This window comes from Nitrincola schmidtii, assembly GCF_008973715.1.
Taxonomy (GTDB): domain Bacteria; phylum Pseudomonadota; class Gammaproteobacteria; order Pseudomonadales; family Balneatricaceae; genus Nitrincola; species Nitrincola schmidtii.
The window spans coordinates 84,927-109,402 of record NZ_WBOL01000011.1; the positions used below are offsets into that span (position 1 = coordinate 84,927).

Sequence of the window (24,476 nt, forward strand, 5' to 3'; positions counted from 1 at the left end):
ATGCAGTAGGCCAGTAGCTCAATTGGCAGAGCAGCGGTCTCCAAAACCGCAGGTTGGGGGTTCGATTCCCTCCTGGCCTGCCACTTTCAGTCGAAGGTGGCGTCACATAGCGTAAGCTTACCTAATTAAGCCGAGGCTTCTAGCGTGAACACAAAAGTACAAGCTGAAGAGTCTAAATACGACAGCATTAAATGGATTGCTGTTGTTGCGATTGTCGCCGCAGGTGTTATCGGAAACTCTGTGTTTTCTGGCGAATCGCTGTTGTATCGAGTATTGGCACTGTTGGTGCTAGCTGTGGTTGCTGGTTTTATCGCGCTGCAGACGGCAAAAGGTCGTACTTGGTTTAAGTTGTTTAAAGATGCCAAAGGCGAGATGCGTCGAGTTGTATGGCCTACGCGTCAAGAAACTCTACAGACGACATTAATGGTGCTAGCTGCTGTTTTAGTAGTGGCGCTGATGCTGTGGGGCATGGATACATTCTTCGGCTGGATAGTTTCCAGTGCGATAGGTTAGGGGTATAGCATGAGTACAGAAGAAAAAAAGCGCTGGTATGTCGTACATGCTTACTCTGGTTATGAAAAGCGAGTCATGTCAGGCCTAAGAGAGCGTATTGAGCTCCAAGGCGTGCAAGATCTGTTTGGTGAAATATTAGTACCAACAGAAGAAGTGGTAGAGATTCGTGATGGTAAAAAACGTAAATCTGAGCGTAAGTTCTACCCAGGTTACGTTTTAGTCAATATGGTTATGAATGATGAAACCTGGCACTTGGTGAAAAGCACACCTCGAGTACTAGGTTTTATTGGTGGTACAGCAGATAAGCCTGCTCCTATCACCGAGCGTGAGGCAAATGAAATTTTGCAGCGTGTTGAAAGTGGTGCTGATAAGCCCCGTCCTAAGACAGTGTTTGAGCCGGGCGAGATGGTTCGTGTTACCGATGGTCCGTTTGCTGACTTCAATGGTGTTGTTGAAGAAGTCAATTACGAGAAAAACCGTCTTCAGGTCGCTGTTCTTATTTTTGGTCGTTCAACGCCAGTCGAATTAGAATTTCGTCAAGTCGAAAAGGCTTGATCTTTTTTTTAAATGAAGCTCGAATGTAAATTCGGGCTATTTTTGTAACGACGGGGAGCCGAAAGGCGATTGTACCCAAAGGAGTAGCTTAAATGGCTAAGAAAATTAATGCTTACATCAAGCTGCAGGTAAAAGCCGGTCAGGCTAACCCAAGTCCACCAGTGGGTCCTGCACTAGGTCAGCACGGCGTCAATATCATGGAGTTCTGCAAAGCGTTTAACGCTGCGACCCAGGGTATGGAGCCAGGTCTGCCGACACCAGTTGTTATCACTGTTTATAGTGATCGTAGCTTTACTTTCATCACGAAGACACCTCCTGCAGCTATCCTGCTGAAAAAAGCAGCTGGCCTAAAGAGCGGTTCTGCGCGTCCTAATACTGAGAAAGTTGCAACCGTAACTCGCGCTCAGTTAGAAGAGATCGCTACTGTTAAGATGCCAGATCTAACGGCAGCAGATATGGATGCCGCAGTTCGTACTATCGCAGGTAGTGCACGTTCAATGGGTATCATTGTAGAGGGTGAACAGTAATGGCTAAGCTATCCAAGCGCCAAAAAGCAATCAACGAAAAAGTAGTTGCTGGCAAATTGTACCCAGTTCAAGAAGCGGTATCTGTATTGGCAGAAGTCTCCACTGTAAAGTTTGCTGAGTCATTTGACGTTGCAGTAAATCTTGGCGTTGATCCACGTAAATCTGATCAGGTTGTTCGTGGTTCTACAGTGCTACCAAACGGTACGGGTAAAGATGTACGTGTTGCTGTTTTTGCTCAAGGCGATAACGCAGAAAAAGCAAAAGCTGCTGGTGCAGACATTGTTGGTTTTGAAGATCTTGCTGAGCAGATTAAAGGCGGCAATCTGAATTTTGACGTCGTTATTGCAACTCCAGATGCCATGCGTATCGTTGGTCAGTTAGGTCAAGTGTTAGGCCCACGTGGTTTAATGCCTAACCCTAAAGTGGGTACAGTTACCCCTGATGTTGCAACTGCCGTTCAAAACGCTAAAGCAGGTCAAGTTCGTTTCCGTACTGATAAGAACGGTATCATCCATTGTTCAGTGGGTAAAATCGGTTTCAGTGCAGACGCAATCAAAGAGAATATCGCAGCGCTTGTTGCAGATCTGAAGAAGCTTAAGCCTTCTTCCTCAAAAGGCGTTTACGTTAAGAAAGTAACCCTGTCCACTACGATGGGCCCAGGGGTAGTTGTTGATCAGTCTTCTTTAAGCTGATTTCAACAATAACGTTTTTGAGGGTCTTCGTGACCTGTCAGACAGATACGAAGACCGTCAAAGACCGCAGGTGAGGATGCTAAACCATCCTCTTAATGGTTTTTCCGGCCTGCGCAGACGGTGAGATTCAAACGAATCACAGAACCACCGTACTCACCGCTTGACTATAGTGGTCAGGTGTTTGGTTTGGTAAATGGTCGAAAGACTCAATCCAGGAGTAAATCGTGGCATTAGGACTCGAAGACAAAAAAGCGATCGTCGCTGAAGTCCAGGAAGCTGCTAAATCAGCTGTGTCAGCTGTTGTTGCCGACTCACGTGGCGTATCTGTTACAGATATGACTGCGTTACGTAAACTGGCTCGTGAAAACGGTGTTTGGTTGCGTGTCGTTCGTAACACTCTGGCGCGTCGTGCTGTTGAAGGAACAAGCTATGAGTGTCTACAAGATACTTTCGTAGGTCCTTCAATTATTGCATTCTCTACAGAACACCCAGGCGCTGGTGCGCGTATTCTGAAAGAGTTTGCGAAAGGCAACGAAAAGTTTGAGCTGAAAGCTGCAGCCTTCGAAGGCGAGAAAGTTGATATCTCCCTACTGGCAAGCTTGCCTACATACGACGAAGCAATAGCCAAGTTGATGAGCGTCCTCAAGGAAGCTTCAGCTGGCAAGCTGGTACGTACACTGGCAGCAGTTCGCGATCAGAAAGAGCAGGCTGCATAATTACCTTTCAGGTAAGCAGGCTGATTAATCGTTTAATGGGCGCAAGCTCAAAAGAAATTCAGGAATTTAGACAATGTCTCTGACTCAAGAAGATATCATCAATGCAGTAGCTGAAATGTCTGTAAAGGACGTAGTTACTCTGATTGAAGCTATGGAAGAAAAATTCGGTGTTTCTGCTGCTGCTGCAGTAGCTGCTGGTCCTGTTGCGGCTGAAGCTGCTGAAGAACAGACCGAATTCAACGTTATCCTAGCTGAAACTGGTGATAAGAAAGTTAACGTGATCAAAGCTGTTCGTGGCGCTACCGGTCTTGGCTTGAAAGAAGCTAAAGAATTGGTTGATGGAGCTCCTGCTACTATCAAGGAAGGCGTATCTAAGGAAGAAGCTGAAGAACTCAAGAAAGCACTGGAAGAAGCCGGCGCTAAAGTTGAGCTTAAGTAATCGCGACTATGCGCTGCGAGCAGCGTAAACTGCTTTGAAAGCGTATGGCTGGTGGCTGTGAGCCACCGGCCTTTTTCCGTTATTAATGACAGCAACAGATAACGGAATCTACAGACTGGAAGATCCCCTTCTGGACTGGCTTGTCAACTAGGTGCACATGCTGGGGAACACTGATGGCTTATTCATATACTGAAAAGAAACGTATTCGTAAGGATTTTAGCAAGCTGAACCAGGTAATGGATGTTCCATTCCTGTTAGCAACGCAGCTTGATTCTTACCGCAAGTTTCTGCAGCAAGGAGCGGACGCGGCTTCACGCGACGATACCGGACTCCAAGCGGCATTTAATTCTGTTTTTCCAATTGTTTCCTATTCCGGAAATGCGGCACTGGAATACGTTGGTTACCGCCTCGGTGAACCCGTTTTTGATGTCAAAGAGTGCATGCAGCGTGGAATAACCTATGCCGCTCCTTTGCGCGTCAAAGTGCGTCTGGTCATTTATGACCGTGATTCATCGACGAAGGCGGTTAAGGATATCAAGGAACAGGAAGTTTACATGGGCGAAATGCCCCTGATGACCGATAACGGTACCTTTGTAGTTAATGGTACTGAGCGTGTTATCGTTAACCAATTACACCGTTCACCCGGTGTCTTCTTTGATCATGATAAGGGTAAAACCCATTCATCGGGTAAATTGCTCTATTCTGCTCGTATTATTCCTTACCGTGGATCTTGGTTGGATTTCGAATTCGACCCGAAAGATGCACTGTTTGTTCGTATCGACCGTCGTCGTAAATTACCTGCGTCTATTTTATTACGGGCGCTGGGTTACAACACCGAAGAAATCCTAGAGATCTTCTTTGAAAATACTGGTTGGAACCTGGAAGACGGCTTAATTTGGATGGATTTGGTTCCTGAGCGTCTACGTGGTGAAACCATGTCGTTCGAAATCAAAGACCCTGAAGGCAATGTCATTGTTGAAGCGGGACGTCGTATTACACCACGTCACACGCGCCAAATGACTCAATCAGGTATGAAGCAGCTCCAGGTTCCGGCTGAATATTTAGCAGGAAAAGTACTGGCTCGCGACATGGCGGATCCTGCAACTGGCGAAGTTATTGCCGTTGCTAACACCGAAATTACAGAAGAGTTAATCACTCGTCTGCAAGTCATAGGTATTGAGCGTTTCGAAACACTCTACACCAATGATCTTGACTGTGGTCCATATATCTCTGACACCTTGAGAGTGGATACCACCCGCAACCAGATTGAAGCGCTTGTCGAAATCTATCGCATGATGCGTCCTGGTGAGCCACCAACGAAAGAATCTGCTGAAGGTCTATTCGAGAATCTGTTCTTCTCTGAAGAGCGTTATGATCTTTCTGCCGTGGGTCGCATGAAGTTCAACCGTCGTTTAGGTCGTGACGCTGAAACCGGTAGTCCGATTCTTGAAAAAGACGACATCCTCGACGTGATGAAGACGTTAATCGGTATCCGTAATGGTAAGGGTATCGTTGACGATATCGACCACTTAGGTAACCGTCGTATTCGTTCTGTCGGCGAAATGGCTGAAAACCAATTCCGTGTGGGTCTGGTTCGTGTCGAGCGTGCTGTTCGTGAGCGCCTCAGCATGGCGGAAGCAGACAACCTGATGCCACAAGATTTGATCAATGCGAAGCCGGTTGCGGCAGCAGTGAAAGAATTCTTTGGTTCCAGCCAATTGTCTCAGTTTATGGACCAAAACAACCCGCTTTCAGAAATCACGCACAAGCGTCGTGTCTCTGCATTAGGCCCAGGTGGTTTGACGCGTGAGCGTGCAGGCTTCGAGGTTCGTGACGTTCACCCGACTCATTATGGTCGCGTATGTCCTATCGAAACTCCTGAAGGTCCAAACATCGGTCTAATCAACTCATTAGCGGTGTATGCCCGTACCAACGATTATGGTTTCCTTGAAACGCCATACCGTCGCGTTATCGATGGCAAAGTTACCGATGACATCGACTACTTGTCAGCGATTGAAGAAAATAACTTCGTTATCGCTCAAGCGTCAGCAAAATTAGACACAGAAAATCGTCTTGAAGAAGATCTGGTAGAAGTTCGTCACGCTAACGAATTTACCGTTATGCCACGTGAGAAGGTTCAATATATGGACGTATCTGCTCGTCAGATCGTATCCGTTGCTGCTGCCTTGATCCCGTTCCTTGAGCATGACGACGCTAACCGTGCCTTGATGGGTTCAAACATGCAACGTCAGGCTGTGCCTACACTGCGCGCTGAAAAGCCGTTAGTTGGTACAGGTATCGAGCGTAGCGTGGCCCAAGACTCAGGTGTCTGTGTCGTAGCAACGCGTGGTGGTGTGATTGAATCTGTTGATGCCAGCCGTATCGTTGTTCGTGTAAACGATGATGAGACTGCAGTTGGTGATGCTGGTGTAGATATCTACAACCTGACTAAATATGTTCGTTCAAACCAGAACACCTGTATTAACCAACGCGCTATCGTGCGTCCTGGTGAAGTGGTTTCTCGTGGTGACATTTTGGCTGACGGTCCTTCAGTTGATATGGGTGAATTGGCACTTGGCCAAAACATGCGTATCGCGTTTATGCCGTGGAACGGTTATAACTTCGAGGACTCGATTCTTATATCTGAGCGCGTCGTTCAGGAAGAGCGTTTCACCACCATCCATATTCAAGAACTGACTTGTGTGGCTCGTGACACAAAACTGGGTTCTGAAGAGATTACTGCGGATATTCCAAACGTAGGTGAAGCAGCACTCAGTAAGCTAGATGAAACGGGTATTGTTCACATCGGTGCTGAAGTAGGTCCTGGCGACATTCTGGTTGGTAAAGTAACACCTAAGGGTGAAACCCAGCTGACTCCAGAAGAGAAGCTGCTACGTGCAATCTTCGGTGAAAAAGCCTCTGATGTTAAAGACACTTCGTTACGTGTTAAAGGCGGCACCATCGGTAAAGTTATCGATGTTCAGGTCTTCACTCGTGACGGCGTAGAAAAAGATCCACGTGCAGTCGCTATTGAAAAATCTGAACTCGATAAGATCCGCAAGGACTTAAATGATGAGTTCAGAATTGTTGAAGCGGCAACTTTCGAGCGTCTGAGCAAAGTGCTGGTTGGCTTGAAGGCAGAAGGCGGTGCGGGACTGAAGAAAGGTGATGAAATCACTGAATCCTTCTTGGCCGAATTGAAGCACAGCGAATGGTTCAAAATTCGTATTGCTGATCCTGAAGTTCAAGAAATGCTGGAACAAGCTCAAGCGCAATTACAAGAGCGTCGTGAGAATCTTGATAAGCGTTTTGAAGACAAGAAGAGCAAGCTTCAAACTGGTGATGATTTAGCACCGGGCGTATTGAAGATTGTTAAGGTCTATGTAGCTACCAAGCGTCGCGTACAGCCTGGTGACAAGATGGCAGGTCGTCACGGTAACAAGGGTGTTATCTCGGTTATCATGCCAGTTGAAGATATGCCTTATGATAAGAACGGTGAGCCAGTTGATATCGTTCTTAACCCATTGGGTGTGCCGTCACGTATGAACGTCGGTCAGATTCTTGAAACACATATGGGCGCGGCTGCAAAAGGTTTAGGTCGTAAGATCAATGCGATGTTGGAAGAAGAGCGTGAAAAAGCTGAAAAGCTGAAAACCGTTCGTGAATTCCTGCACCAGATCTACAACACTGAACATGCAGGATTGCCAGTGGCTCGTAAAGAAGATCTCGACAGCTTCAGTGATGCAGAGATTCTTGAGTTAGCCAATAACTTGCGTGGTGGTGTACCCTTGGCGTCTCCTGTATTTGATGGTGCTAAAGAAAGCGAAATTAAAGCGCTTCTTCGCCTAGCAGATATGAGTGATACAGGTCAGGTAACGCTTTATGATGGCCGTACGGGTGATCAGTTCGACCGTCCAGTGACCGTAGGTTACATGTACATGCTCAAGTTGAACCACTTGGTTGATGATAAGATGCATGCGCGATCAACCGGTTCTTACAGTCTGGTAACCCAGCAGCCACTGGGTGGTAAAGCCCAATTCGGTGGACAGCGTTTCGGTGAGATGGAGGTCTGGGCGTTAGAAGCCTACGGTGCTGCATACACGTTACAAGAAATGCTCACTGTTAAGTCTGATGACGTAAACGGCCGTACCAAAATGTATAAAAACATTGTGGATGGCGATCATCGTATGGAACCTGGCATGCCAGAATCGTTTAACGTTCTGATCAAGGAAATCCGCTCTCTCGGTATCGATATCGAACTAGAAAGCGATTAAGACCTTAACTGATCACAGGGCTTGCTGACATTAGGTCAGCAAGCCCCCAGAGAACTCCGTCAGGAGCTATAGACAATGAAAGATTTGCTGAATCTGCTCAAGAACCAGGGCAAAACTGAAGAGTTTGACTCGATCCGTATTACCTTGGCATCACCGGATATGATCCGTTCATGGTCTTACGGTGAAGTGAAAAAGCCGGAAACCATCAACTACCGTACCTTTAAGCCGGAACGTGATGGTCTGTTCTGCGCCAAAATTTTTGGTCCTATTAAGGACTATGAGTGCTTGTGTGGTAAATACAAGCGCATGAAGCACCGCGGTGTTATCTGTGAGAAGTGTGGTGTTGAAGTCACCATGACTAAAGTTCGTCGTGACCGTATGGGTCATATCGAACTGGCTTCTCCAGTTGCACACATCTGGTTCTTGAAATCTCTGCCATCCCGTATCGGTTTGATGTTGGATATGACGCTTCGTGATATTGAGCGTGTGCTCTATTTCGAATCATTCGTCGTCATCGATCCGGGTATGACAACGCTTGAGCGTGGTCAACTGTTAAACGATGAGCAGTACTTCGAAGCCTTAGAAGAATTTGGTGATGAATTCGATGCCCGCATGGGTGCTGAAGCTGTTCAGGAGCTATTGGGATCGATTGATCTTGAAGCTGAATCCCAGCATATGCGTGAAGAAATTCCACAAACCAACTCAGAAACTAAGCTGAAAAAGCTTTCTAAGCGTCTGAAGTTGATGGAAGCTTTCATCAAATCAGGCAACAAGCCTGAGTGGATGATTCTCAACGTACTGCCTGTATTGCCACCTGATTTACGCCCTTTGGTTCCCCTGGATGGTGGCCGTTTCGCGACTTCAGATCTAAACGATCTGTACCGTCGTGTGATCAACCGTAACAACCGTCTGAAGCGTCTTCTTGACCTGAACGCACCTGATATCATTGTACGTAACGAAAAACGTATGTTGCAGGAATCCGTTGATGCACTGTTAGACAACGGTCGTCGCGGTCGCGCAATTACCGGTTCTAACAAGCGTCCATTGAAATCTTTGGCGGATATGATCAAAGGTAAGCAAGGTCGTTTCCGTCAGAACCTGCTTGGTAAGCGCGTTGACTACTCTGGTCGTTCGGTTATCGTAGTTGGTCCTTCGCTGCGTCTGCACCAGTGCGGTCTGCCAAAGAAAATGGCACTTGAGCTATTCAAGCCCTTCATCTTCTCTAAGCTAGAACTACGTGGTCATGCGACGACGATTAAAGCTGCGAAGAAAATGGTTGAGCGTGAAGAAGCATTATTATGGGATATCCTCGACGAAGTTATCCGCGAGCATCCAGTATTACTAAACCGTGCTCCAACACTTCACCGTTTGGGTATCCAAGCGTTTGAGCCTGTGTTGATCGAAGGTAAAGCGATTCAGTTGCACCCATTGGTCTGTGCGGCTTATAACGCTGACTTTGACGGTGACCAGATGGCGGTTCACGTTCCATTAACTATCGAAGCTCAGTTAGAAGCACGTGCGTTAATGATGTCAACCAACAACATCCTATCGCCTGCCAACGGTGAGCCGATCATCGTTCCTTCACAAGACGTGGTATTGGGTCTGTACTATATGACTCGTCATCGTGTTGCCGCGAAGGGTGAAGGCATGTCTTTCAGTGACACGAAAGAAGTTTCTCGTGCTCATGGTGCGGGACAGGTTCACTTGCAAGCTCGTATTAAAGTACGTGTCCGCGAAGTGATTCGTGATATTCACGGTAATGTTGAAGAAATCACTGCCATCCGTGACACTACGGTAGGTCGTGCACTGTTATTTGATATTGTCCCAGAAGGTTTGCCATTCGAGCTTGTCGATCAGGCGATGAAGAAAAAGGCAATCTCTAAATTACTTAACGAAGCCTACCGTCGCTGCGGTCTGAAAGATACGGTTATCTTTGCTGACCAATTGATGTACATGGGCTTCCGTCAAGCAACCTTATCAGGTGCTTCAATCGGTGTTAACGACTTCGTTATCCCAGATGAAAAAGCACAAATCATCGCGGCTGCGGAAGCAGAAGTGACTGAAATTGAACGTCAGTTTGCTGAAGGTTTGGTAACGCACGGCGAGAAATACAACAAGGTTGTCGATATCTGGTCGCGCGCTAACGAAGTGTTAGCGAAGCGTATGATGGACAACTTAAAAGTTGATGTTGTTAAAGATGCTGACGGTAACGATGTAGAACAAGAGTCCTTTAACTCTGTTTACATCATGGCCGACTCCGGTGCTCGTGGTAGTGCTGCACAGATTCGTCAGTTAGCGGGTATGCGTGGTCTGATGGCTAAGCCGGATGGCTCGATCATCGAGACACCGATCATCGCGAACTTCCGTGAAGGTTTGAACGTACTTCAGTACTTCATCTCAACTCACGGTGCTCGTAAAGGTTTGGCGGATACCGCACTTAAGACAGCGAACTCAGGTTACTTAACACGTCGTCTGGTTGACGTAGCACAAGACTTGGTGATCACTGAAGTCGATTGTGGTACTGAAAACGGCATCCTAGTTCAGCCAATCATTGAAGGTGGCGATATCATTGTCAGCTTGGGTGATCAGTTATTGGGTCGTGTGGTAGCAGTTGATGTGCTTGATCCATCCAATGGCGATGTGCTGATCGAAAAAGGCACGTTAATCGATGAGTCTTGGGTAGATCGTTTAAGCACGGATGAAGCCTTAAGCAAAATCGACGAAGTATTAGTTCGCTCTGCCATCACCTGTGACTCTGTACAGGGCGTCTGTGCGAGCTGCTACGGTCGTGACTTGGCACGTGGTCACTTGGTTAACCAAGGTGAAGCAGTCGGCGTTATCGCTGCTCAGTCAATCGGTGAGCCAGGTACACAGTTAACCATGCGTACATTCCACATCGGTGGTGCGGCATCACGAGCAGCGGCAGTAGACAGTATTCAGGTTAAAAATGGCGGTATCGTTCGTTTACATAACCTGAAGTATGTTGAACGTACCGATGGTAATCTGGTTGCAACCTCACGTTCTGGTGAACTGGGTGTGACTGATGAGCATGGTCGTGAGCGTGAGCGTTATAAACTACCATACGGTTCTATGATCAAGGTACGTGAAGGTTCAACGGTTGAAGCCGGCGCCATCGTTGCTAACTGGGACCCGCATACACATCCAATCGTATCTGAGATAAAAGGTAAGATTGTATTCGTAGGACTGGAAGACGGTATCACGGTTAAGCGTCAAACAGACGATTTAACCGGTCTATCTACCGTAGAAATTCTGGAAGGTAAAGATCGTCCACAGGCGGGTAAAGATATTCGTCCGATGATCAAGCTAGTGGACTTTGATGGTAAAGACTTGTGTTACCCAGGCACCGATATGCCAGCACAATACTTGTTACCACCTAAGGCAATTGTAAACCTTAGCGATGGTGCAGAAGTGCAGATCGGTGATGTATTGGCGCGTATTCCTCAAGAAGGTACCGTCAACAAGGATATCACCGGTGGTCTACCACGTGTTGCTGACTTGTTTGAAGCACGTAAGCCAAAAGAGTATGCGATCCTTGCGGAAATTTCCGGTGTTGTTTCCTTCGGTAAAGAAACCAAAGGCAAACGCCGTATTTTGATTACACCACATGATGGTGGTGATCCATTTGAGATCATGATCCAGAAATGGCGTAACCTGAACGTATTCGAAGGTGAATCGGTTGAGAAGGGTGAGGTTATCTCTGATGGCCCATCTAACCCACATGATATCTTACGTATCCTGGGTGTGAACGAACTGGCTAAATACATTACGACAGAAATCCAAGACGTATATCGTTTACAGGGTGTAGTCATCAACGATAAGCACATTGAAGTGATCGTTCGTCAAATGGTTCGTAAGGTTGAAATCATCGAATCGGGTGATTCTGGCTTTATCCAAGGCGATCAAGTTGAGTACATTGCCGTTCGTCTCGAGAATGAACGTCTGCTAGCAGACGGTAAGTTCCCGGCGAAGTTTGAACGTGTACTGTTAGGTATTACGAAAGCTTCGTTGGCAACTGAGTCGTTTATCTCTGCGGCTTCTTTCCAAGAAACCACCCGTGTACTCACCGAAGGTGCAGTCAACGGTAAGAGCGATTACCTGCGTGGCTTGAAAGAAAACGTCGTAGTGGGACGTCTGATCCCAGCCGGTACCGGTTTGGCTTACCATAACGAACGTAAGCGTAAACGTCGTATGGGTAGCGCAGATAGCAACAGTGTTAGTGCAGAAGAAGTGCAACAGGCACTAACCAAAGCACTGAATGCGTCAATGTCTGGTTCTGATTAAAAAACAGACAGTAATTGACGATAGGGCCTAGAATTGGTTAAAATTCTGGCCCTCTTGTGGACTGGGTAGAAATACTCAGTCTTTTTATATGGTAAATCCAAAGGTGGAGAGTTTGCTGAATGGCAACAATTAACCAGTTGGTACGTAAACCACGTAAGCGCAAAGTTCAGCCAAGTGACGTTCGTGCACTTGAAGCTTGTCCTCAGCGTCGTGGTGTTTGTACCCGTGTTTATACAACCACACCGAAGAAGCCTAACTCAGCTTTGCGTAAGGTCTGCCGTGTGCGCCTAACCAATGGCTATGAAGTGTCTTCTTATATCGGTGGTGAAGGCCACAACCTACAGGAACACTCTGTTGTTCTGATTCGTGGTGGTCGTGTTAAAGACTTACCAGGTGTTCGTTACCACACAGTTCGTGGCGCGTTAGATTGTTCAGGTGTGAACGATCGTAAACAAGCTCGTTCTAAGTACGGTACTAAACGTCCTAAGTCTTAAGATGTCGTTAAACGGCAAAGTTGTTACAGCCCTGTTTTCTTAAAACGCATGCTGTTGCGCTAAACCGAATAAACGATAAGAGTAAGGGCAGGTGTCTTTGACATCCTGGCTAAACCTGAAGACCTAATAATTGAGGGCTTATCATGCCTAGAAGACGCATAGCTGCGAAACGCGAAATTCTGCCGGATCCTAAATTCGGTAATATTACACTGGCTAAATTCATCAACCATCTGATGGTCAGTGGTAAAAAATCAGTTGCTGAAAGTATTGTTTACGGTGCCATGGACAAAGTCCAAGAGCGTACTAAACAAGATCCTTTAGAGTTGTTTGACAAAGCACTCGAGACAGTTCAGCCCGTGGTTGAGGTTAAGTCTCGTCGTGTAGGTGGTGCTACCTACCAAGTACCTGTTGAAGTTCGTCCATCACGTCGTATGGCTTTGGCTATGCGCTGGTTGGTTGACTCTGCGCGTAAGCGTGGTGAGAAGTCTATGGCGTTGCGCTTAGCAGGTGAATTGATTGATGCATCTGAAGGTCGTGGCGCGGCTGTTAAGAAACGTGAAGATGTTCACCGTATGGCCGAAGCTAACAAAGCTTTCGCACATTACCGTTTCTAATAGCTAGAGGAAGACGTCGTGGCTCGTAAAACACCGCTCTCTCGTTACCGTAATATAGGTATCTGTGCACACGTAGATGCTGGTAAAACCACCACTTCGGAGCGAATTCTATTTTACACGGGGTTATCTCACAAATTAGGTGAGGTACACGATGGTGCTGCCACTACAGACTGGATGGAACAAGAGCAGGAGCGTGGTATCACTATCACCTCTGCTGCCATCACTGCTTTCTGGAGTGGTATGGAAAAGCAGTTTGAAGAGCATCGTATCAACGTTATAGATACGCCGGGGCACGTTGACTTCACCGTTGAAGTTGAACGTTCTTTGCGCGTCCTTGACGGTACGGTTGTTGTTCTTTGTGCTTCTTCAGGTGTTCAGCCTCAAACCGAAACGGTTTGGCGTCAGGCTAACAAATATGAAGTGCCACGCATGGTTTTCGTTAATAAAATGGACCGTGCGGGTGCTGATTTCTTTCGCGTAGAAGATCAGTTACAGAAGCGTTTAAACGTCACCACTGTTCCTATCAACTTCCCTATCGGTTCAGAAGACAGCTTCACCGGTGTGGTTGATGTGTTGCGTATGAAGGCGATTCTGTGGAACGAAGCTGATCAGGGGATGACCTTTAAGCTAGAGGATATTCCTGCTGATCTCGTTGAAAAAGCCGAAAAGCTTCGCGAAAATGTTATAGAAGCCGCTGCCGAAGCAGACGAAGAGTTGATGGATAAATACCTAGGTGGCGAAGAGCTAACCCTAGAGGAAATCAAATCAGGTCTGCGTAAGCGCACTTGTAACAATGAAATCGTTTTGATGTTGTGCGGATCTGCATTCAAAAACAAAGGCGTTCAAGCGGTGCTTGACGCAGTTATTGAATACCTACCGTCACCCACTGAAGTTAAAGCGATCGAGGGTGTCTTAGACGATAAGGACGAAACTGTCGCAACGCGTGTTGCAGACGATGACGAGCCTTTCGCTGCGTTGGCATTCAAGATTGCGACTGACCCGTTCGTCGGTACCTTGACTTTTATTCGTGTTTACTCGGGTGTGCTCAACTCAGGTGATAGCGTTTATAACTCCGTTAAGGAGAAAAAAGAGCGTATCGGTCGTATGGTGCAGATGCACGCTAATGCCCGTGATGAGATTAAAGAAGTCCGTGCGGGTGATATCGCTGCGGTAATCGGTCTGAAGGATGTGTCCACAGGTGATACGCTATGTGACTTAGACAAGCGAATTATTCTAGAGCGCATGGAATTCCCAGAGCCAGTTATCTCAGTAGCGGTTGAGCCAAAATCTAAAGCTGATCAAGAGAAAATGGGTGTCGCTTTGGGCAAGCTTGCTCAAGAGGATCCCTCTTTCCGTGTTGCAACCGATGAAGAAACGGGTCAAACCATCATCTCTGGTATGGGTGAGCTTCACCTCGATATCATTGTTGATCGTATGAAACGCGAATTCAAAGTTGAAGCAAACATTGGTAAGCCGCAGGTAGCTTATCGCGAAAAGATCCGCAAGCCAGTCGTAGCAAATCACAAGTTTGCTCGCCAGTCTGGTGGTCGTGGTCAATACGGGCACGTTGTTATCGAATTTAGTCCAAGTGAAGCTGAAGGGCTAGAGTTCGTAAACGAAATCGTGGGTGGTGTGATTCCTAAAGAATACATACCAGCTATCCAGAAAGGTGTTGAAGAACAGATGAAGAACGGTGTTATTGCCGGCTATCCTCTGATCGGTCTAAAAGCACGACTCTACGATGGTTCTTTCCACGAGGTTGACTCTAACGAGATGGCATTTAAAATTGCAGCATCCCAAGCGCTGAAGAAGTACGCTCAGGAAGCGAGTCCATGTCTACTCGAGCCGATGATGAAAGTCGAAGTTGTGACGCCTGAGGAATACATGGGCGATGTAATGGGTGATTTGAATCGTCGTCGTGGGCTGGTTCAGGGTATGGAAGATACCATATCTGGCAAGGTCATCGACGCTCAGGTACCCCTGGGTGAAATGTTTGGTTACGCAACTGATTTGCGCTCTGCTTCACAAGGTCGTGCAACTTACTCCATGGAGTTTGATTGCTACAGCGAAGCGCCGCAAAACGTAGCTGAAGCTGTCATGAAACATTACTGATTTAGTTAAATATTATTAAGAGGATTTAGCCGTGGCTAAGAAAGCTTTTGAACGTAACAAGCCTCACGTCAACGTAGGAACCATTGGCCACGTTGACCACGGTAAAACAACCCTAACAGCTGCACTGACTCGCGTATGTGCAGAAGTGTTTGGTGGTACTGCGGTTGCATTTGACGGTATCGACAATGCACCGGAAGAGCGTGAGCGTGGTATTACTATCTCTACATCACACGTAGAATACGAATCAACGATCCGTCACTATGCACACGTAGACTGCCCAGGGCACGCTGACTATGTTAAAAACATGATCACCGGTGCTGCACAGATGGACGGCGCGATCCTAGTATGTTCAGCTGCTGACGGCCCAATGCCACAGACGCGTGAGCACATCCTGTTGTCACGTCAGGTAGGTGTACCTTACATCGTTGTGTTCCTGAACAAAGCGGACATGGTTGATGATGAAGAGTTGATGGAACTGGTTGAGATGGAAGTTCGTGAGCTTCTAGATCAGTACGATTTCCCAGGCGACGACACGCCAATCATCATCGGTTCTGCGCTAATGGCGTTGAACGGTCAAGATGACAATGAAATGGGTACGACTGCTGTACGTAAACTGGTTGAAGCATTGGATACTTACATCCCTGAGCCAGAGCGTGCTATCGACAAGCCATTCCTAATGCCAATCGAAGACGTATTCTCTATCTCTGGTCGTGGTACTGTAGTAACTGGCCGTGTAGAGCGTGGTATCGTTAAAGCAGGTGAAGAGATCGAAATCGTTGGTATCCGTCCAACGACTAAGACCACTTGTACTGGTGTTGAGATGTTCCGTAAGTTGCTTGACGAAGGTCGTGCAGGTGAGAACATTGGTGCGCTGTTGCGTGGTACTAAGCGTGATGACGTTGAGCGTGGTCAGGTTCTATGTAAGCCAGGTTCAATCAAGCCACACACCAAGTTTGAAGGCGAAGTATACGTACTGAGCAAAGAAGAAGGTGGTCGTCACACGCCATTCTTCAAAGGTTACCGTCCACAGTTCTACTTCCGTACCACAGACATCACTGGCGCTTGTGAGCTACCAGAAGGTGTTGAGATGGTAATGCCGGGTGACAACGTACAGATGACTGTTACGCTGATCAACCCAATCGCGATGGAAGAAGGTCTGCGCTTTGCGATCCGTGAAGGCGGTCGTACAGTGGGTGCAGGCGTTGTAGCGAAAATCGTTGAATAATAATTAACGTTATTATTTGATAAAACAAAGCCCTCTTTGGAGGGCTTTCGTTTTTATAAATATTACTGGTTAAAATTTATACTTTTAGGGTTGATCTCACTTGACTCTGTAAGTATAATTTGCGTCCCCTCATGTAAGGGGAGGTCGGCTATTGCCGTAACAAAATCAACAGGAAATGCGTGATCAGAATGCAGAACCAAAAAATCAGAATTCGTCTGAAGGCTTTTGATCATCGCCTGATCGACTCGTCCGCGCAGGAAATCGTAGAAACTGCTAAGCGTACGGGCGCACAGGTGCATGGTCCGATCCCACTTCCTACTCGCAAAGAGCGTTTTACCGTTCTGATTTCACCTCACGTGAACAAAGATGCACGTGATCAGTATGAAATCCGTACGCACAAGCGTGTTCTAGACATCGTTGAGCCAACAGAAAAAACTGTTGACGCACTGATGAAGCTAGATCTTGCTGCGGGTGTAGAAGTGCAGATCAGCCTGGGCTAATCAAGCTGCGCAGAATTAATAACGTTAATGAAGCGCTATTTGAGGAATGCTCTGTAATGGGCAACCATAGTGGGTAACAGTCCCGTACTCAACTGGCAAGAGGTATTAAAATGTCTGTAGGACTTATCGGACGTAAAGCGGGCATGACCCGTATCTTCACAGAAGATGGCGTGTCCGTGCCAGTCACTGTCATCGAGGTGGATCCGAACCGCGTGACAGCTGTTAAAACCGTAGAAACTGACGGTTATGCGGCTATTCAGGTGACTACCGGTGCTAAGAAGGCTAATCGCCTGACTAAGCCGGAAGCTGGAAACTTTGCGAAAGCAGGAGTTGAAGCTGGTCGTGGTTTGTGGGAGTTCCGTCTCTCCGGTGATGAAGAAATCAATGTTGGCGATTCGCTAACAGTTGAGCGCTTCGAAGCAGGTCAGAAAATTGATGTGACCGGTCGTAGTAAGGGTAAGGGTTTCCAAGGCGGTGTTAAACGCTGGAATTTCCGTACTCAAGATGCGACTCACGGTAACTCACTTTCTCACCGTGCTCCGGGCTCCATAGGTCAGTGTCAGACTCCGGGGCGTGTGTTCAAAGGCAAAAAGATGGCAGGTCACATGGGTGACGTTCGTTGCACAGTTCAGACTCTTGAAGTCGTACGTGTAGACGCTGAACGTAACCTACTATTGGTAAAAGGTGCTGTTCCAGGCGCTACCAATGGCGACGTCATCGTTAAACCTGCTGTTAAAGCACGCGGCTGAAGGGGTTAACATGAATATAAATCTGACAGGAGCCAATGGTTCGGTAGAAGTTTCCGAGCTAATTTTTGGCAAAGAGTTTAATGAGTCTCTGGTACACCAAGTCGTCACTGCTTACATGGCAGGTGGTCGTCAAGGTACTAAAGCTCAAAAGAATCGTTCCGCGGTTTCTGGTGGTGGTGCTAAGCCATTCCGTCAGAAAGGAACTGGTCGTGCCCGTGCGGGTACCATCCGTTCACCGTTGTGGCGTTCCGGTGGTGTAACCTTCGCAGCTAGTCCACGTGACTACTCGCAAAAGGTTAACAAGAAAATGTACCGCGCTGCGATGCGTTGTATCTTTTCTGAGCTTGTTCGTCAGGATCGTTTGGTAGTGGTTGAAGGTTTCCAAATGGAAGCTCCGAAAACTAAGCAATTCATCGCTAAGATGAAAGAGCTTGAGTTAAGCAACGCACTGCTGATCACTGAAGAAGTTGAAGTAAACCTGTATCTAGCTGCACGTAACGTCCCACATGTAGACGTTCGTGATGTTGCTGCGATTGACCCAGTCAGCCTAATTGGCTTCGAAAAGGTTGTCGTAACATCTGCAGCTCTGAATAAAATCAATGAGGTGCTGGCATGAATCCTGAACGCATTTATAAAGTGTTGTTGGGTCCACACATCTCTGAGAAGGCAACAATTGTTGCCGATGGATCGCAGCAGGTTGTATTTCGTGTAGCTTCCGATGCTACCAAGCCCGAAATCAAAAAGGCCGTAGAACAGTTATTCAACGTTAAAGTTGATGGCGTAAACGTATTGAATGTCAAAGGCAAAACTAAGCGCACTCAGCGTGGCTTAGGAAAGCGTAATGATGTTCGTAAAGCCTACGTTCGCTTAGCTGACGGTTCTGAAATTGATTTCATGGCTGGCGAATAAGAAGGGGTTAGATCATGGCACTCGTTAAATCAAAGCCGACCTCTGCCGGACGTCGTCACGTCGTTAAGGTAGTCAGTGCTGACCTACATAAGGGTAAACCTTTTGCAGCGCTGGTCGAAAAGAAAAGCAAGACCGGTGGTCGTAACAACAATGGACGTATCACAACACGTCACATAGGTGGTGGTCATAAGCATCATTACCGTGTAATCGACTTCCGTCGCAATAAGGATGGGATCATAGGTACTGTTGAACGTATCGAATACGATCCTAACCGTACAGCGCACATCGCTCTGATTAAATATGCAGACGGTGAGCGTCGTTACATCATTGCACCGAAAGGTCTGCAGGCAGGATCTGTAATTGTTTCTGGTGAAGCAGCTGATATCAAAGTCGGCAACACCATGACATTACGTAACATCCCCCTCGGTAGTACCGTACACTGTATCGAACTGAAGCCTGGTAAAGGCGCTCAGATGGCACGTTCTGCTGGTGCTTCTGCACAGCTAGTTGCACGTGAAGGGGCTTATGCCACTCTGCGTTTGCGTTCTGGCGAAGTGCGTAAAGTATTAGTTGATTGTCGCGCCACACTGGGTGAAGTCAGCAACTCCGAGCATTCCCTACGTCAGTTGGGTAAAGCTGGTGCTAAACGCTGGCGTGGTGTGCGCCCGACAGTTCGCGGTGTAGCAATGAACCCAGTTGATCACCCGCATGGTGGTGGTGAAGGTCGTACATCAGGCGGTCGTCATCCTGTTACTCCATGGGGTGTGCCAACCAAAGGTTATAAAACCCGCAAGAACAAGCGTACTAATAAACTTATCGTACGCCGTCGTAGCGCTAAATAAGGGGATACAGCTGTGCCACGTTCACTGAAGAAAGGTCCATTTATCGACCTTCACCTGTTGAAGAAGGTAGAAGCTGCAATTGATGCAAATGAAAAACGTCCGATCAAAACTTGGTCGCGTCGTTCCACGATTTTTCCAAATTTCGTGGGTTTGACAATTGCAGTACATAACGGCCGCCAGCACGTTCCAGTGTTTGTCACTGAGGATATGGTCGGTCATAAATTAGGTGAGTTTGCTGCTACACGTACATTCCGCGGTCATGCAGCCGACAAGAAGGCCAAAAAGAAGTAAGGGAGGATAGATGATGGAAGTAGTCGCCAAACATATCGGCGCCCGCATCTCCGCCCAGAAGGCCCGTCTGGTCGCTGATCAGATCCGTGGTAAGTCTGTGGGAGAAGCTCTCGATATCCTGACGTTCAGCAACAAAAAAGGTGCTGATCTGGTCAAGAAAGTGCTTGATTCTGCGATTGCAAATGCAGAGCACAACGAAGGTGCTGACGTGGATGAACTCCGCGTATCGGCCATCTTTGTTGATGAAGGTATGACCATGAAACGCATTCGGCCACGTGCCAAAGGTCGCGCTGATAGAATACTAAAGCGCACCTCGCACATCACTGTTAAAGTGGCTGACTAAGAAGCTGACGGCTAGGAGATTTCGACATGGGTCAGAAAGTTAACCCAACTGGCATACGTCTCGGCATCGTCAAAGATCATACTTCGGTATGGTACGCAGACAAGTCAGACTACGCGAGTAAGCTGCTTAATGATCTCAAGGTGCGTAGCTACCTTGAGGGCAAGCTAAAGAATGCGTCTGTAAGTCGCATCGATATTGAGCGTCCGGCTCAAAACGCAAAAATTACTATCCATACTGCACGTCCTGGTATTGTGATTGGTAAGAAGGGTGAAGATGTTGAAGTGCTTCGCTCATCGCTTTCTGAAATGATGGGTGTGCCTGTGCACATCAACATTGAAGAAGTGCGTAAACCGGACCTTGATGCCAAGTTAGTTGCGCAAAGCGTAGCTAGTCAGCTAGAGCGCCGAGTAATGTTCCGTCGTGCGATGAAGCGTGCGGTACAAAACTCAATGCGTATCGGCGCAAAAGGTATCAAAATTCAGGTTAGCGGTCGTCTTGGCGGTGCCGAGATTGCGCGTACTGAGTGGTATCGTGAAGGTCGTGTACCTTTGCATACACTGCGTGCAGACATTGACTATGCTACCTACGAGGCGCACACAACTTACGGTGTGATTGGCGTTAAAGTCTGGGTCTTCAAGGGCGAGATTTTTGGTGGTATCGAACAGGTACGTGCCGAGAAAAATGCACCTAAGAAGAAAGGAACTAAGTGAGGTAAACGTCAATGCTGCAACCAAAACGACTTAAGTACCGCAAGGTGATGAAAGGCCGTAACCGCGGCCTGGCGCAGCGTGGCAGCAAGGTCAGCTTTGGTGAATACGCTCTGAAAGCGACCGGTCGCGGTCGTATTACAGCGCGTCAAATCGAAGCGGCTCGTCGTACCATGACGCGTCACGTAAAGCGTGGTGGTAAGATCTGGATCCGTGTTTTCCCGGATAAGCCGATCACGACTAAGCCCCTTGAAGTACGTATGGGTAAAGGTAAGGGTAACGTAGAATACTGGGTCGCACAGATTCAGCCAGGTAAGGTGCTGTTTGAAATCAGCGGTGTTAACGAACAGTTAGTATCTGAAGCCTTCGCCTTGGCTGCTGCAAAGCTGCCTGTAACTACAACCATAGTTAAACGGACGGTGATGTAATGAAAGCGACTGAACTGCGCGAAAAAACCGCAGAAGAGCTTCAGCAGACACTTCTGGATCTGCTGAAGGACCAGTTTAATCTGCGTATGCAGAAAGCGACCGGTCAGCTGGCTCAAAATCACCTTTTAGGCCAGGTGCGTCGCGATATCGCTCGCGTCAAAACTGTTCTTAAGCAAAAGGCAGGTGCATAAATGAGCGCAGAAAAACGTATTCGTATGGTGACCGGTAAGGTCGTCAGTGACAAGATGGATAAAACCATCACGGTGCTTGTTGAGCGTAAAGAAAAACATCCTATCTACGGAAAGTTTGTTCGTCGTTCAACTAAGCTGCATGCTCATGATGCTGATAATGTATGCCGTATTGGTGACGTAGTTACCATTCAAGAATCACGTCCTTTGTCTAAATCTAAGACTTGGGTCCTGGTTAAAATTGAAGAACAGGCAAATAAAGCATTAATGGCAGTTGAAGAGCCTGCCGCAGAGGTGTAAACTGTTGCACCTTTGCTCCATTATGCTGGCTGTCTTTGATGGCCAGTTTAACAGTTTTGTGGGGTAGACCATGATTCAAACTGAATCGATGCTTGATGTTGCTGATAACAGCGGCGCTAAGCGCGTGATGTGTATTAAGGTCCTAGGCGGTTCTCACCGTCGCTACGCCGGAGTTGGTGATATCATCAAGGTGACCGTTAAGGAAGCCATTCCACGTGGTAAGGTGAAGAAAGGTCAGGTACTTAAAGCAGTCGTAGTACGTACCCGTAAAGGTGTTCGTCGTCCGGATGGTTCAATCATCCGCTTTGATGTTAACTCAGCAGTTTTGTTGAATAACAACGGCGCACCAATCGGTACTCGTATCTTCGGCCCAGTAACGCGTGAACTTCGTACTGAGAAGTTCATGAAGATCATTTCCCTGGCGCCTGAAGTGCTCTGATTTAACTGCTTCAAGAGTGGTTACATCTTCAAAACGCCATTCCCGAAAGGGTTTGGCGTTTTTGAGCATGAGAGGGTAGTAGGAAAGGAAGGTAACTAATGCGTAAAATTCGTCGCGACGATGAAGTCATCGTGATCGCAGGAAAAGATAAAGGCAAGCGTGGCAAAGTCATGCGTGTTCTTGAAAACGATCGCCTGATCGTATCCGGCATTAACATGATCAAGAAGCATGTTAAGCCAAACCCAATGTTGGGTCAGCAGGGTGGCATTGTTGAGAAGGAAGCAGCGATTGCCACTTCCAATGTCGCTATTTTCAATCCTGCTACCGGCAAGGGTGATCGTGTAGGCTTCAAGAAGCTTGAAGACGGCACCAAGGTACGCTTCTACAAGTCTAACGGCGAAACCGTCGTTGGTGATAAGTAAGAGAGGTTGGTGCAATGTCTAGATTAAAAGCGCTGTACAATAACGAATTGAAGCAACAGCTGAAAGAAGAGTTGAAAAGCCCTAACATTATGGCTGTTCCACGCGTTACCAAAATCACCCTAAACATGGGTGTTGGTGAAGCGTTAGGTGACAAAAAACAACTTGAGAATGCTGTTGCAGACTTAACGTCAATCGCAGGTCAAAAACCTGTGGTCACTAAAGCTCGCAAGTCAATCGCTGGCTTTAAAGTACGTGAAGGCTGGCCGATCGGTTGTAAAGTTACACTGCGCGGTGAGCGTATGTGGGAATTTCTTGACCGTTTGGTTGATATCTCTATCCCACGTATCCGTGACTTCCGTGGATTGAATCCAAAGTCTTTTGACGGACGCGGAAACTACAGTATGGGTGTGAAAGAGCAGATTATCTTCCCTGAGATCGATTACGACAAGGTTGATAAGTTGCGTGGTCTTGATATCACGATCACAACTACCGCTCAGACTAACGATGAAGGACTTGCTTTGCTTACCGCTTTGCAGTTCCCTTTCCGTAAATAATCAGGGGTAGAAAATGGCTAAAACATCAATGAAAAACCGTGAAGCGAAGCGTACTAAGCTGGTAGCAAAATTTGCGACTAAGCGTGCTGAGCTTAAGGCGATCATTTCAAGCCCAGAAGCTTCGGAAGAAGCTCGTTGGGACGCACAGGTAGCTTTACAGAAGATGCCACGTGATGCCAGTCCTGTACGTCAACAACGTCGCTGCCAAGTGACTGGTCGTCCTCACGGTGTCTACCGTAAGTTCGGTCTTTCACGCATCAAGCTACGTGAAGCCGCCATGCGCGGTGACGTTCCAGGTCTGAAAAAAGCAAGCTGGTAAGCTTGTCAATGGTAAGCACAGCGGTCTGGGCAGGATAATCCTGCTACCGCGCTGCGCTGCACAACTGAGGAAATAAGCATGAGTATGCAAGATACCCTCGCGGATATGTTCACACGTATTCGTAACGGTAATATGGCTGAGAAGCCAGCTGTCTCTATGCCTTCTTCAAAGCACAAAGTTGCAATTGCACAAGTGCTAAAAGATGAAGGTTACATCACTGAATACAGTGTTGAAGGTGACAGCAAGCCAGTTTTGACCATCGAACTTAAGTATTTCGAAGGCAAACCGGTTATTGAAGAGATCAAGCGCGTAAGTAAGCCTAGTTTGCGTATTTATCGCCATGTTGCAAAACTGCCAAAAGTTTCTGATGGCCTAGGTATTGCGATTATCTCTACCAGTAAAGGTCTCATGACCGATCGCGCAGCCCGTCAGGCTGGTATCGGTGGTGAAGTCATCTGTACGGTATTCTAAGGGGAGTTCTGATGTCACGTATAGCAAAGAATCCCGTTGTATTACCTGCAGGTGTTGAGGTTAAGATCCAAGGGCAGGAAGTTTCTGTCAAGGGTAGCAACGGTCAATTAAGTTTGGATGTTCACCCTTCTGTTGGTGTTGAGCAAAACGAAGGTAAGTTAACTTTCGTAGCGCGTGATGGCAGCAAGCAAGCGGTTGCGTTATCAGGCACAACTCGTGCATTGGTCAATAACATGGTAACGGGTGTCAGTACTGGTTTTCAGAAAACCATGCAACTGGTCGGTGTAGGTTACCGTGCTGCAGTCAAAGAAGACGTTGTCAACCTAACATTGGGTTTTTCACACCCTATCGATTACCAATTGCCAAGCGGCGTAAAAGCTGAAGCTCCGAATAACACAACAATCATTCTTTCTGGTGCTGATAAGCAACTAGTGGGTCAGGTTGCTGCTGAGATTCGTGCGTTCCGTCCACCTGAGCCTTATAAAGGTAAAGGAGTTCGTTATGCTGAAGAGTACGTACGCCGTAAAGAGGCTAAGAAGAAGTAAGGCTGG

At 47.3% G+C, this 24,476-nt stretch carries 29 protein-coding genes and 1 tRNA gene; all 30 read left to right on the plus strand.

The features are described 5' to 3' along the window. Nucleotides 1-7: 7 nt before the first annotated feature. The 30 genes from F7R24_RS10770 (at nucleotide 8) to rplF (ending at nucleotide 24,470) form a co-directional block, all read left to right on the plus strand. Nucleotides 8-83, plus strand: a tRNA-Trp gene (locus F7R24_RS10770). A 61-nt stretch (nucleotides 84-144) separates the two neighbouring features. Further along, nucleotides 145-513, plus strand: coding sequence for a preprotein translocase subunit SecE (gene secE, locus F7R24_RS10775; RefSeq protein ID WP_151671266.1), 369 nt, complete (start codon nucleotides 145-147; stop codon nucleotides 511-513). A gap of 9 nt (nucleotides 514-522) precedes the next feature. Beyond that, nucleotides 523-1,068 carry a transcription termination/antitermination protein NusG gene (nusG, locus tag F7R24_RS10780; protein WP_151671267.1) on the plus strand — a complete coding sequence of 182 codons (546 nt, stop codon included), beginning with the start codon at nucleotides 523-525 and terminating at the stop codon, nucleotides 1,066-1,068. 92 nt (nucleotides 1,069-1,160) lie between these two features. Then, nucleotides 1,161-1,595, plus strand: coding sequence for a 50S ribosomal protein L11 (rplK, locus tag F7R24_RS10785; protein WP_151671268.1), 435 nt, complete (start codon nucleotides 1,161-1,163; stop codon nucleotides 1,593-1,595). Then, the gene (rplA, locus tag F7R24_RS10790) at nucleotides 1,595-2,287 is read left to right on the plus strand and encodes a 50S ribosomal protein L1 (protein ID WP_151671269.1); all 693 of its coding nucleotides are present in this window, start codon (nucleotides 1,595-1,597) and stop codon (nucleotides 2,285-2,287) included. Before rplK ends, rplA begins: the two co-directional genes overlap by 1 nt. A 224-nt stretch (nucleotides 2,288-2,511) precedes the next feature. Continuing rightward, a complete protein-coding gene (gene rplJ, locus F7R24_RS10795) occupies nucleotides 2,512-3,003 on the plus strand; it encodes a 50S ribosomal protein L10 (RefSeq protein WP_151671270.1) in 492 nt (163 codons plus the stop codon). A gap of 73 nt (nucleotides 3,004-3,076) precedes the next feature. Then, nucleotides 3,077-3,442: a 50S ribosomal protein L7/L12 gene (gene rplL, locus F7R24_RS10800; protein WP_151671271.1), complete on the plus strand. Its 366-nt coding sequence runs from the start codon at nucleotides 3,077-3,079 to the stop codon at nucleotides 3,440-3,442. 173 nt (nucleotides 3,443-3,615) lie between these two features. Next, on the plus strand, nucleotides 3,616-7,716 hold the full coding sequence (gene rpoB, locus F7R24_RS10805; protein WP_151671272.1) for a DNA-directed RNA polymerase subunit beta: 4,101 nt from the start codon (nucleotides 3,616-3,618) through the stop codon (nucleotides 7,714-7,716). A 75-nt stretch (nucleotides 7,717-7,791) separates the two neighbouring features. Then, nucleotides 7,792-12,018: a DNA-directed RNA polymerase subunit beta' gene (rpoC, locus tag F7R24_RS10810; RefSeq protein WP_151671273.1), complete on the plus strand. Its 4,227-nt coding sequence runs from the start codon at nucleotides 7,792-7,794 to the stop codon at nucleotides 12,016-12,018. A 119-nt stretch (nucleotides 12,019-12,137) separates the two neighbouring features. Beyond that, complete coding sequence (rpsL, locus tag F7R24_RS10815; protein WP_036524675.1) at nucleotides 12,138-12,512, plus strand: 30S ribosomal protein S12; 375 nt, start codon at nucleotides 12,138-12,140, stop codon at nucleotides 12,510-12,512. Nucleotides 12,513-12,655: 143 nt separating this feature from the next. Beyond that, a complete protein-coding gene (rpsG, locus tag F7R24_RS10820; RefSeq protein ID WP_151671274.1) occupies nucleotides 12,656-13,126 on the plus strand; it encodes a 30S ribosomal protein S7 in 471 nt (156 codons plus the stop codon). Nucleotides 13,127-13,144: 18 nt separating this feature from the next. Further along, nucleotides 13,145-15,238, plus strand: coding sequence for an elongation factor G (gene fusA, locus F7R24_RS10825; protein WP_151671275.1), 2,094 nt, complete (start codon nucleotides 13,145-13,147; stop codon nucleotides 15,236-15,238). A gap of 31 nt (nucleotides 15,239-15,269) precedes the next feature. After that, a complete protein-coding gene (gene tuf / locus F7R24_RS10830; RefSeq protein WP_151671265.1) occupies nucleotides 15,270-16,463 on the plus strand; it encodes an elongation factor Tu in 1,194 nt (397 codons plus the stop codon). A gap of 188 nt (nucleotides 16,464-16,651) precedes the next feature. After that, nucleotides 16,652-16,963 (plus strand): 30S ribosomal protein S10, encoded by a 312-nt coding sequence (rpsJ, locus tag F7R24_RS10835; RefSeq protein WP_036511965.1) that lies wholly within the window; start codon nucleotides 16,652-16,654, stop codon nucleotides 16,961-16,963. Nucleotides 16,964-17,073: 110 nt separating this feature from the next. Continuing rightward, entirely contained in the window at nucleotides 17,074-17,712 is a 639-nt protein-coding gene (gene rplC, locus F7R24_RS10840) for a 50S ribosomal protein L3 (protein WP_151671276.1), read from the plus strand. A 10-nt stretch (nucleotides 17,713-17,722) separates the two neighbouring features. Beyond that, nucleotides 17,723-18,328, plus strand: a complete 606-nt coding sequence (rplD, locus tag F7R24_RS10845; protein ID WP_151671317.1) for a 50S ribosomal protein L4 — start codon at nucleotides 17,723-17,725, stop codon at nucleotides 18,326-18,328. Then, on the plus strand, nucleotides 18,325-18,621 hold the full coding sequence (gene rplW, locus F7R24_RS10850; RefSeq protein WP_151671277.1) for a 50S ribosomal protein L23: 297 nt from the start codon (nucleotides 18,325-18,327) through the stop codon (nucleotides 18,619-18,621). The genes rplD and rplW overlap by 4 nt, the downstream gene beginning before the upstream one ends. Nucleotides 18,622-18,635: 14 nt before the next feature. Next, nucleotides 18,636-19,463, plus strand: a complete 828-nt coding sequence (gene rplB, locus F7R24_RS10855) for a 50S ribosomal protein L2 (protein ID WP_151671278.1) — start codon at nucleotides 18,636-18,638, stop codon at nucleotides 19,461-19,463. A 12-nt stretch (nucleotides 19,464-19,475) separates the two neighbouring features. After that, complete coding sequence (rpsS, locus tag F7R24_RS10860; RefSeq protein WP_151671279.1) at nucleotides 19,476-19,754, plus strand: 30S ribosomal protein S19; 279 nt, start codon at nucleotides 19,476-19,478, stop codon at nucleotides 19,752-19,754. Between the two features lie 10 nt (nucleotides 19,755-19,764). After that, the gene (gene rplV, locus F7R24_RS10865; protein WP_476703644.1) at nucleotides 19,765-20,097 is read left to right on the plus strand and encodes a 50S ribosomal protein L22; all 333 of its coding nucleotides are present in this window, start codon (nucleotides 19,765-19,767) and stop codon (nucleotides 20,095-20,097) included. Nucleotides 20,098-20,123: 26 nt separating this feature from the next. Then, entirely contained in the window at nucleotides 20,124-20,807 is a 684-nt protein-coding gene (gene rpsC, locus F7R24_RS10870; RefSeq protein ID WP_151671280.1) for a 30S ribosomal protein S3, read from the plus strand. Between the two features lie 11 nt (nucleotides 20,808-20,818). Next, nucleotides 20,819-21,232, plus strand: a complete 414-nt coding sequence (rplP, locus tag F7R24_RS10875; protein ID WP_036546494.1) for a 50S ribosomal protein L16 — start codon at nucleotides 20,819-20,821, stop codon at nucleotides 21,230-21,232. After that, nucleotides 21,232-21,423 carry a 50S ribosomal protein L29 gene (gene rpmC, locus F7R24_RS10880; RefSeq protein WP_151671281.1) on the plus strand — a complete coding sequence of 64 codons (192 nt, stop codon included), beginning with the start codon at nucleotides 21,232-21,234 and terminating at the stop codon, nucleotides 21,421-21,423. Before rplP ends, rpmC begins: the two co-directional genes overlap by 1 nt. Continuing rightward, on the plus strand, nucleotides 21,424-21,720 hold the full coding sequence (gene rpsQ, locus F7R24_RS10885) for a 30S ribosomal protein S17 (protein WP_151671282.1): 297 nt from the start codon (nucleotides 21,424-21,426) through the stop codon (nucleotides 21,718-21,720). Nucleotides 21,721-21,790: 70 nt separating this feature from the next. After that, nucleotides 21,791-22,159: a 50S ribosomal protein L14 gene (rplN, locus tag F7R24_RS10890; protein WP_151671283.1), complete on the plus strand. Its 369-nt coding sequence runs from the start codon at nucleotides 21,791-21,793 to the stop codon at nucleotides 22,157-22,159. A 98-nt stretch (nucleotides 22,160-22,257) separates the two neighbouring features. After that, nucleotides 22,258-22,581 (plus strand): 50S ribosomal protein L24, encoded by a 324-nt coding sequence (gene rplX, locus F7R24_RS10895; RefSeq protein ID WP_151671284.1) that lies wholly within the window; start codon nucleotides 22,258-22,260, stop codon nucleotides 22,579-22,581. A gap of 14 nt (nucleotides 22,582-22,595) precedes the next feature. Then, entirely contained in the window at nucleotides 22,596-23,135 is a 540-nt protein-coding gene (gene rplE, locus F7R24_RS10900) for a 50S ribosomal protein L5 (protein WP_151671285.1), read from the plus strand. Between the two features lie 13 nt (nucleotides 23,136-23,148). Beyond that, nucleotides 23,149-23,454 carry a 30S ribosomal protein S14 gene (rpsN, locus tag F7R24_RS10905; RefSeq protein ID WP_151671286.1) on the plus strand — a complete coding sequence of 102 codons (306 nt, stop codon included), beginning with the start codon at nucleotides 23,149-23,151 and terminating at the stop codon, nucleotides 23,452-23,454. A 78-nt stretch (nucleotides 23,455-23,532) separates the two neighbouring features. Continuing rightward, nucleotides 23,533-23,925 carry a 30S ribosomal protein S8 gene (rpsH, locus tag F7R24_RS10910; RefSeq protein ID WP_151671287.1) on the plus strand — a complete coding sequence of 131 codons (393 nt, stop codon included), beginning with the start codon at nucleotides 23,533-23,535 and terminating at the stop codon, nucleotides 23,923-23,925. Nucleotides 23,926-23,936: 11 nt separating this feature from the next. Then, the gene (gene rplF, locus F7R24_RS10915; RefSeq protein WP_151671288.1) at nucleotides 23,937-24,470 is read left to right on the plus strand and encodes a 50S ribosomal protein L6; all 534 of its coding nucleotides are present in this window, start codon (nucleotides 23,937-23,939) and stop codon (nucleotides 24,468-24,470) included. Nucleotides 24,471-24,476: the final 6 nt, after the last annotated feature.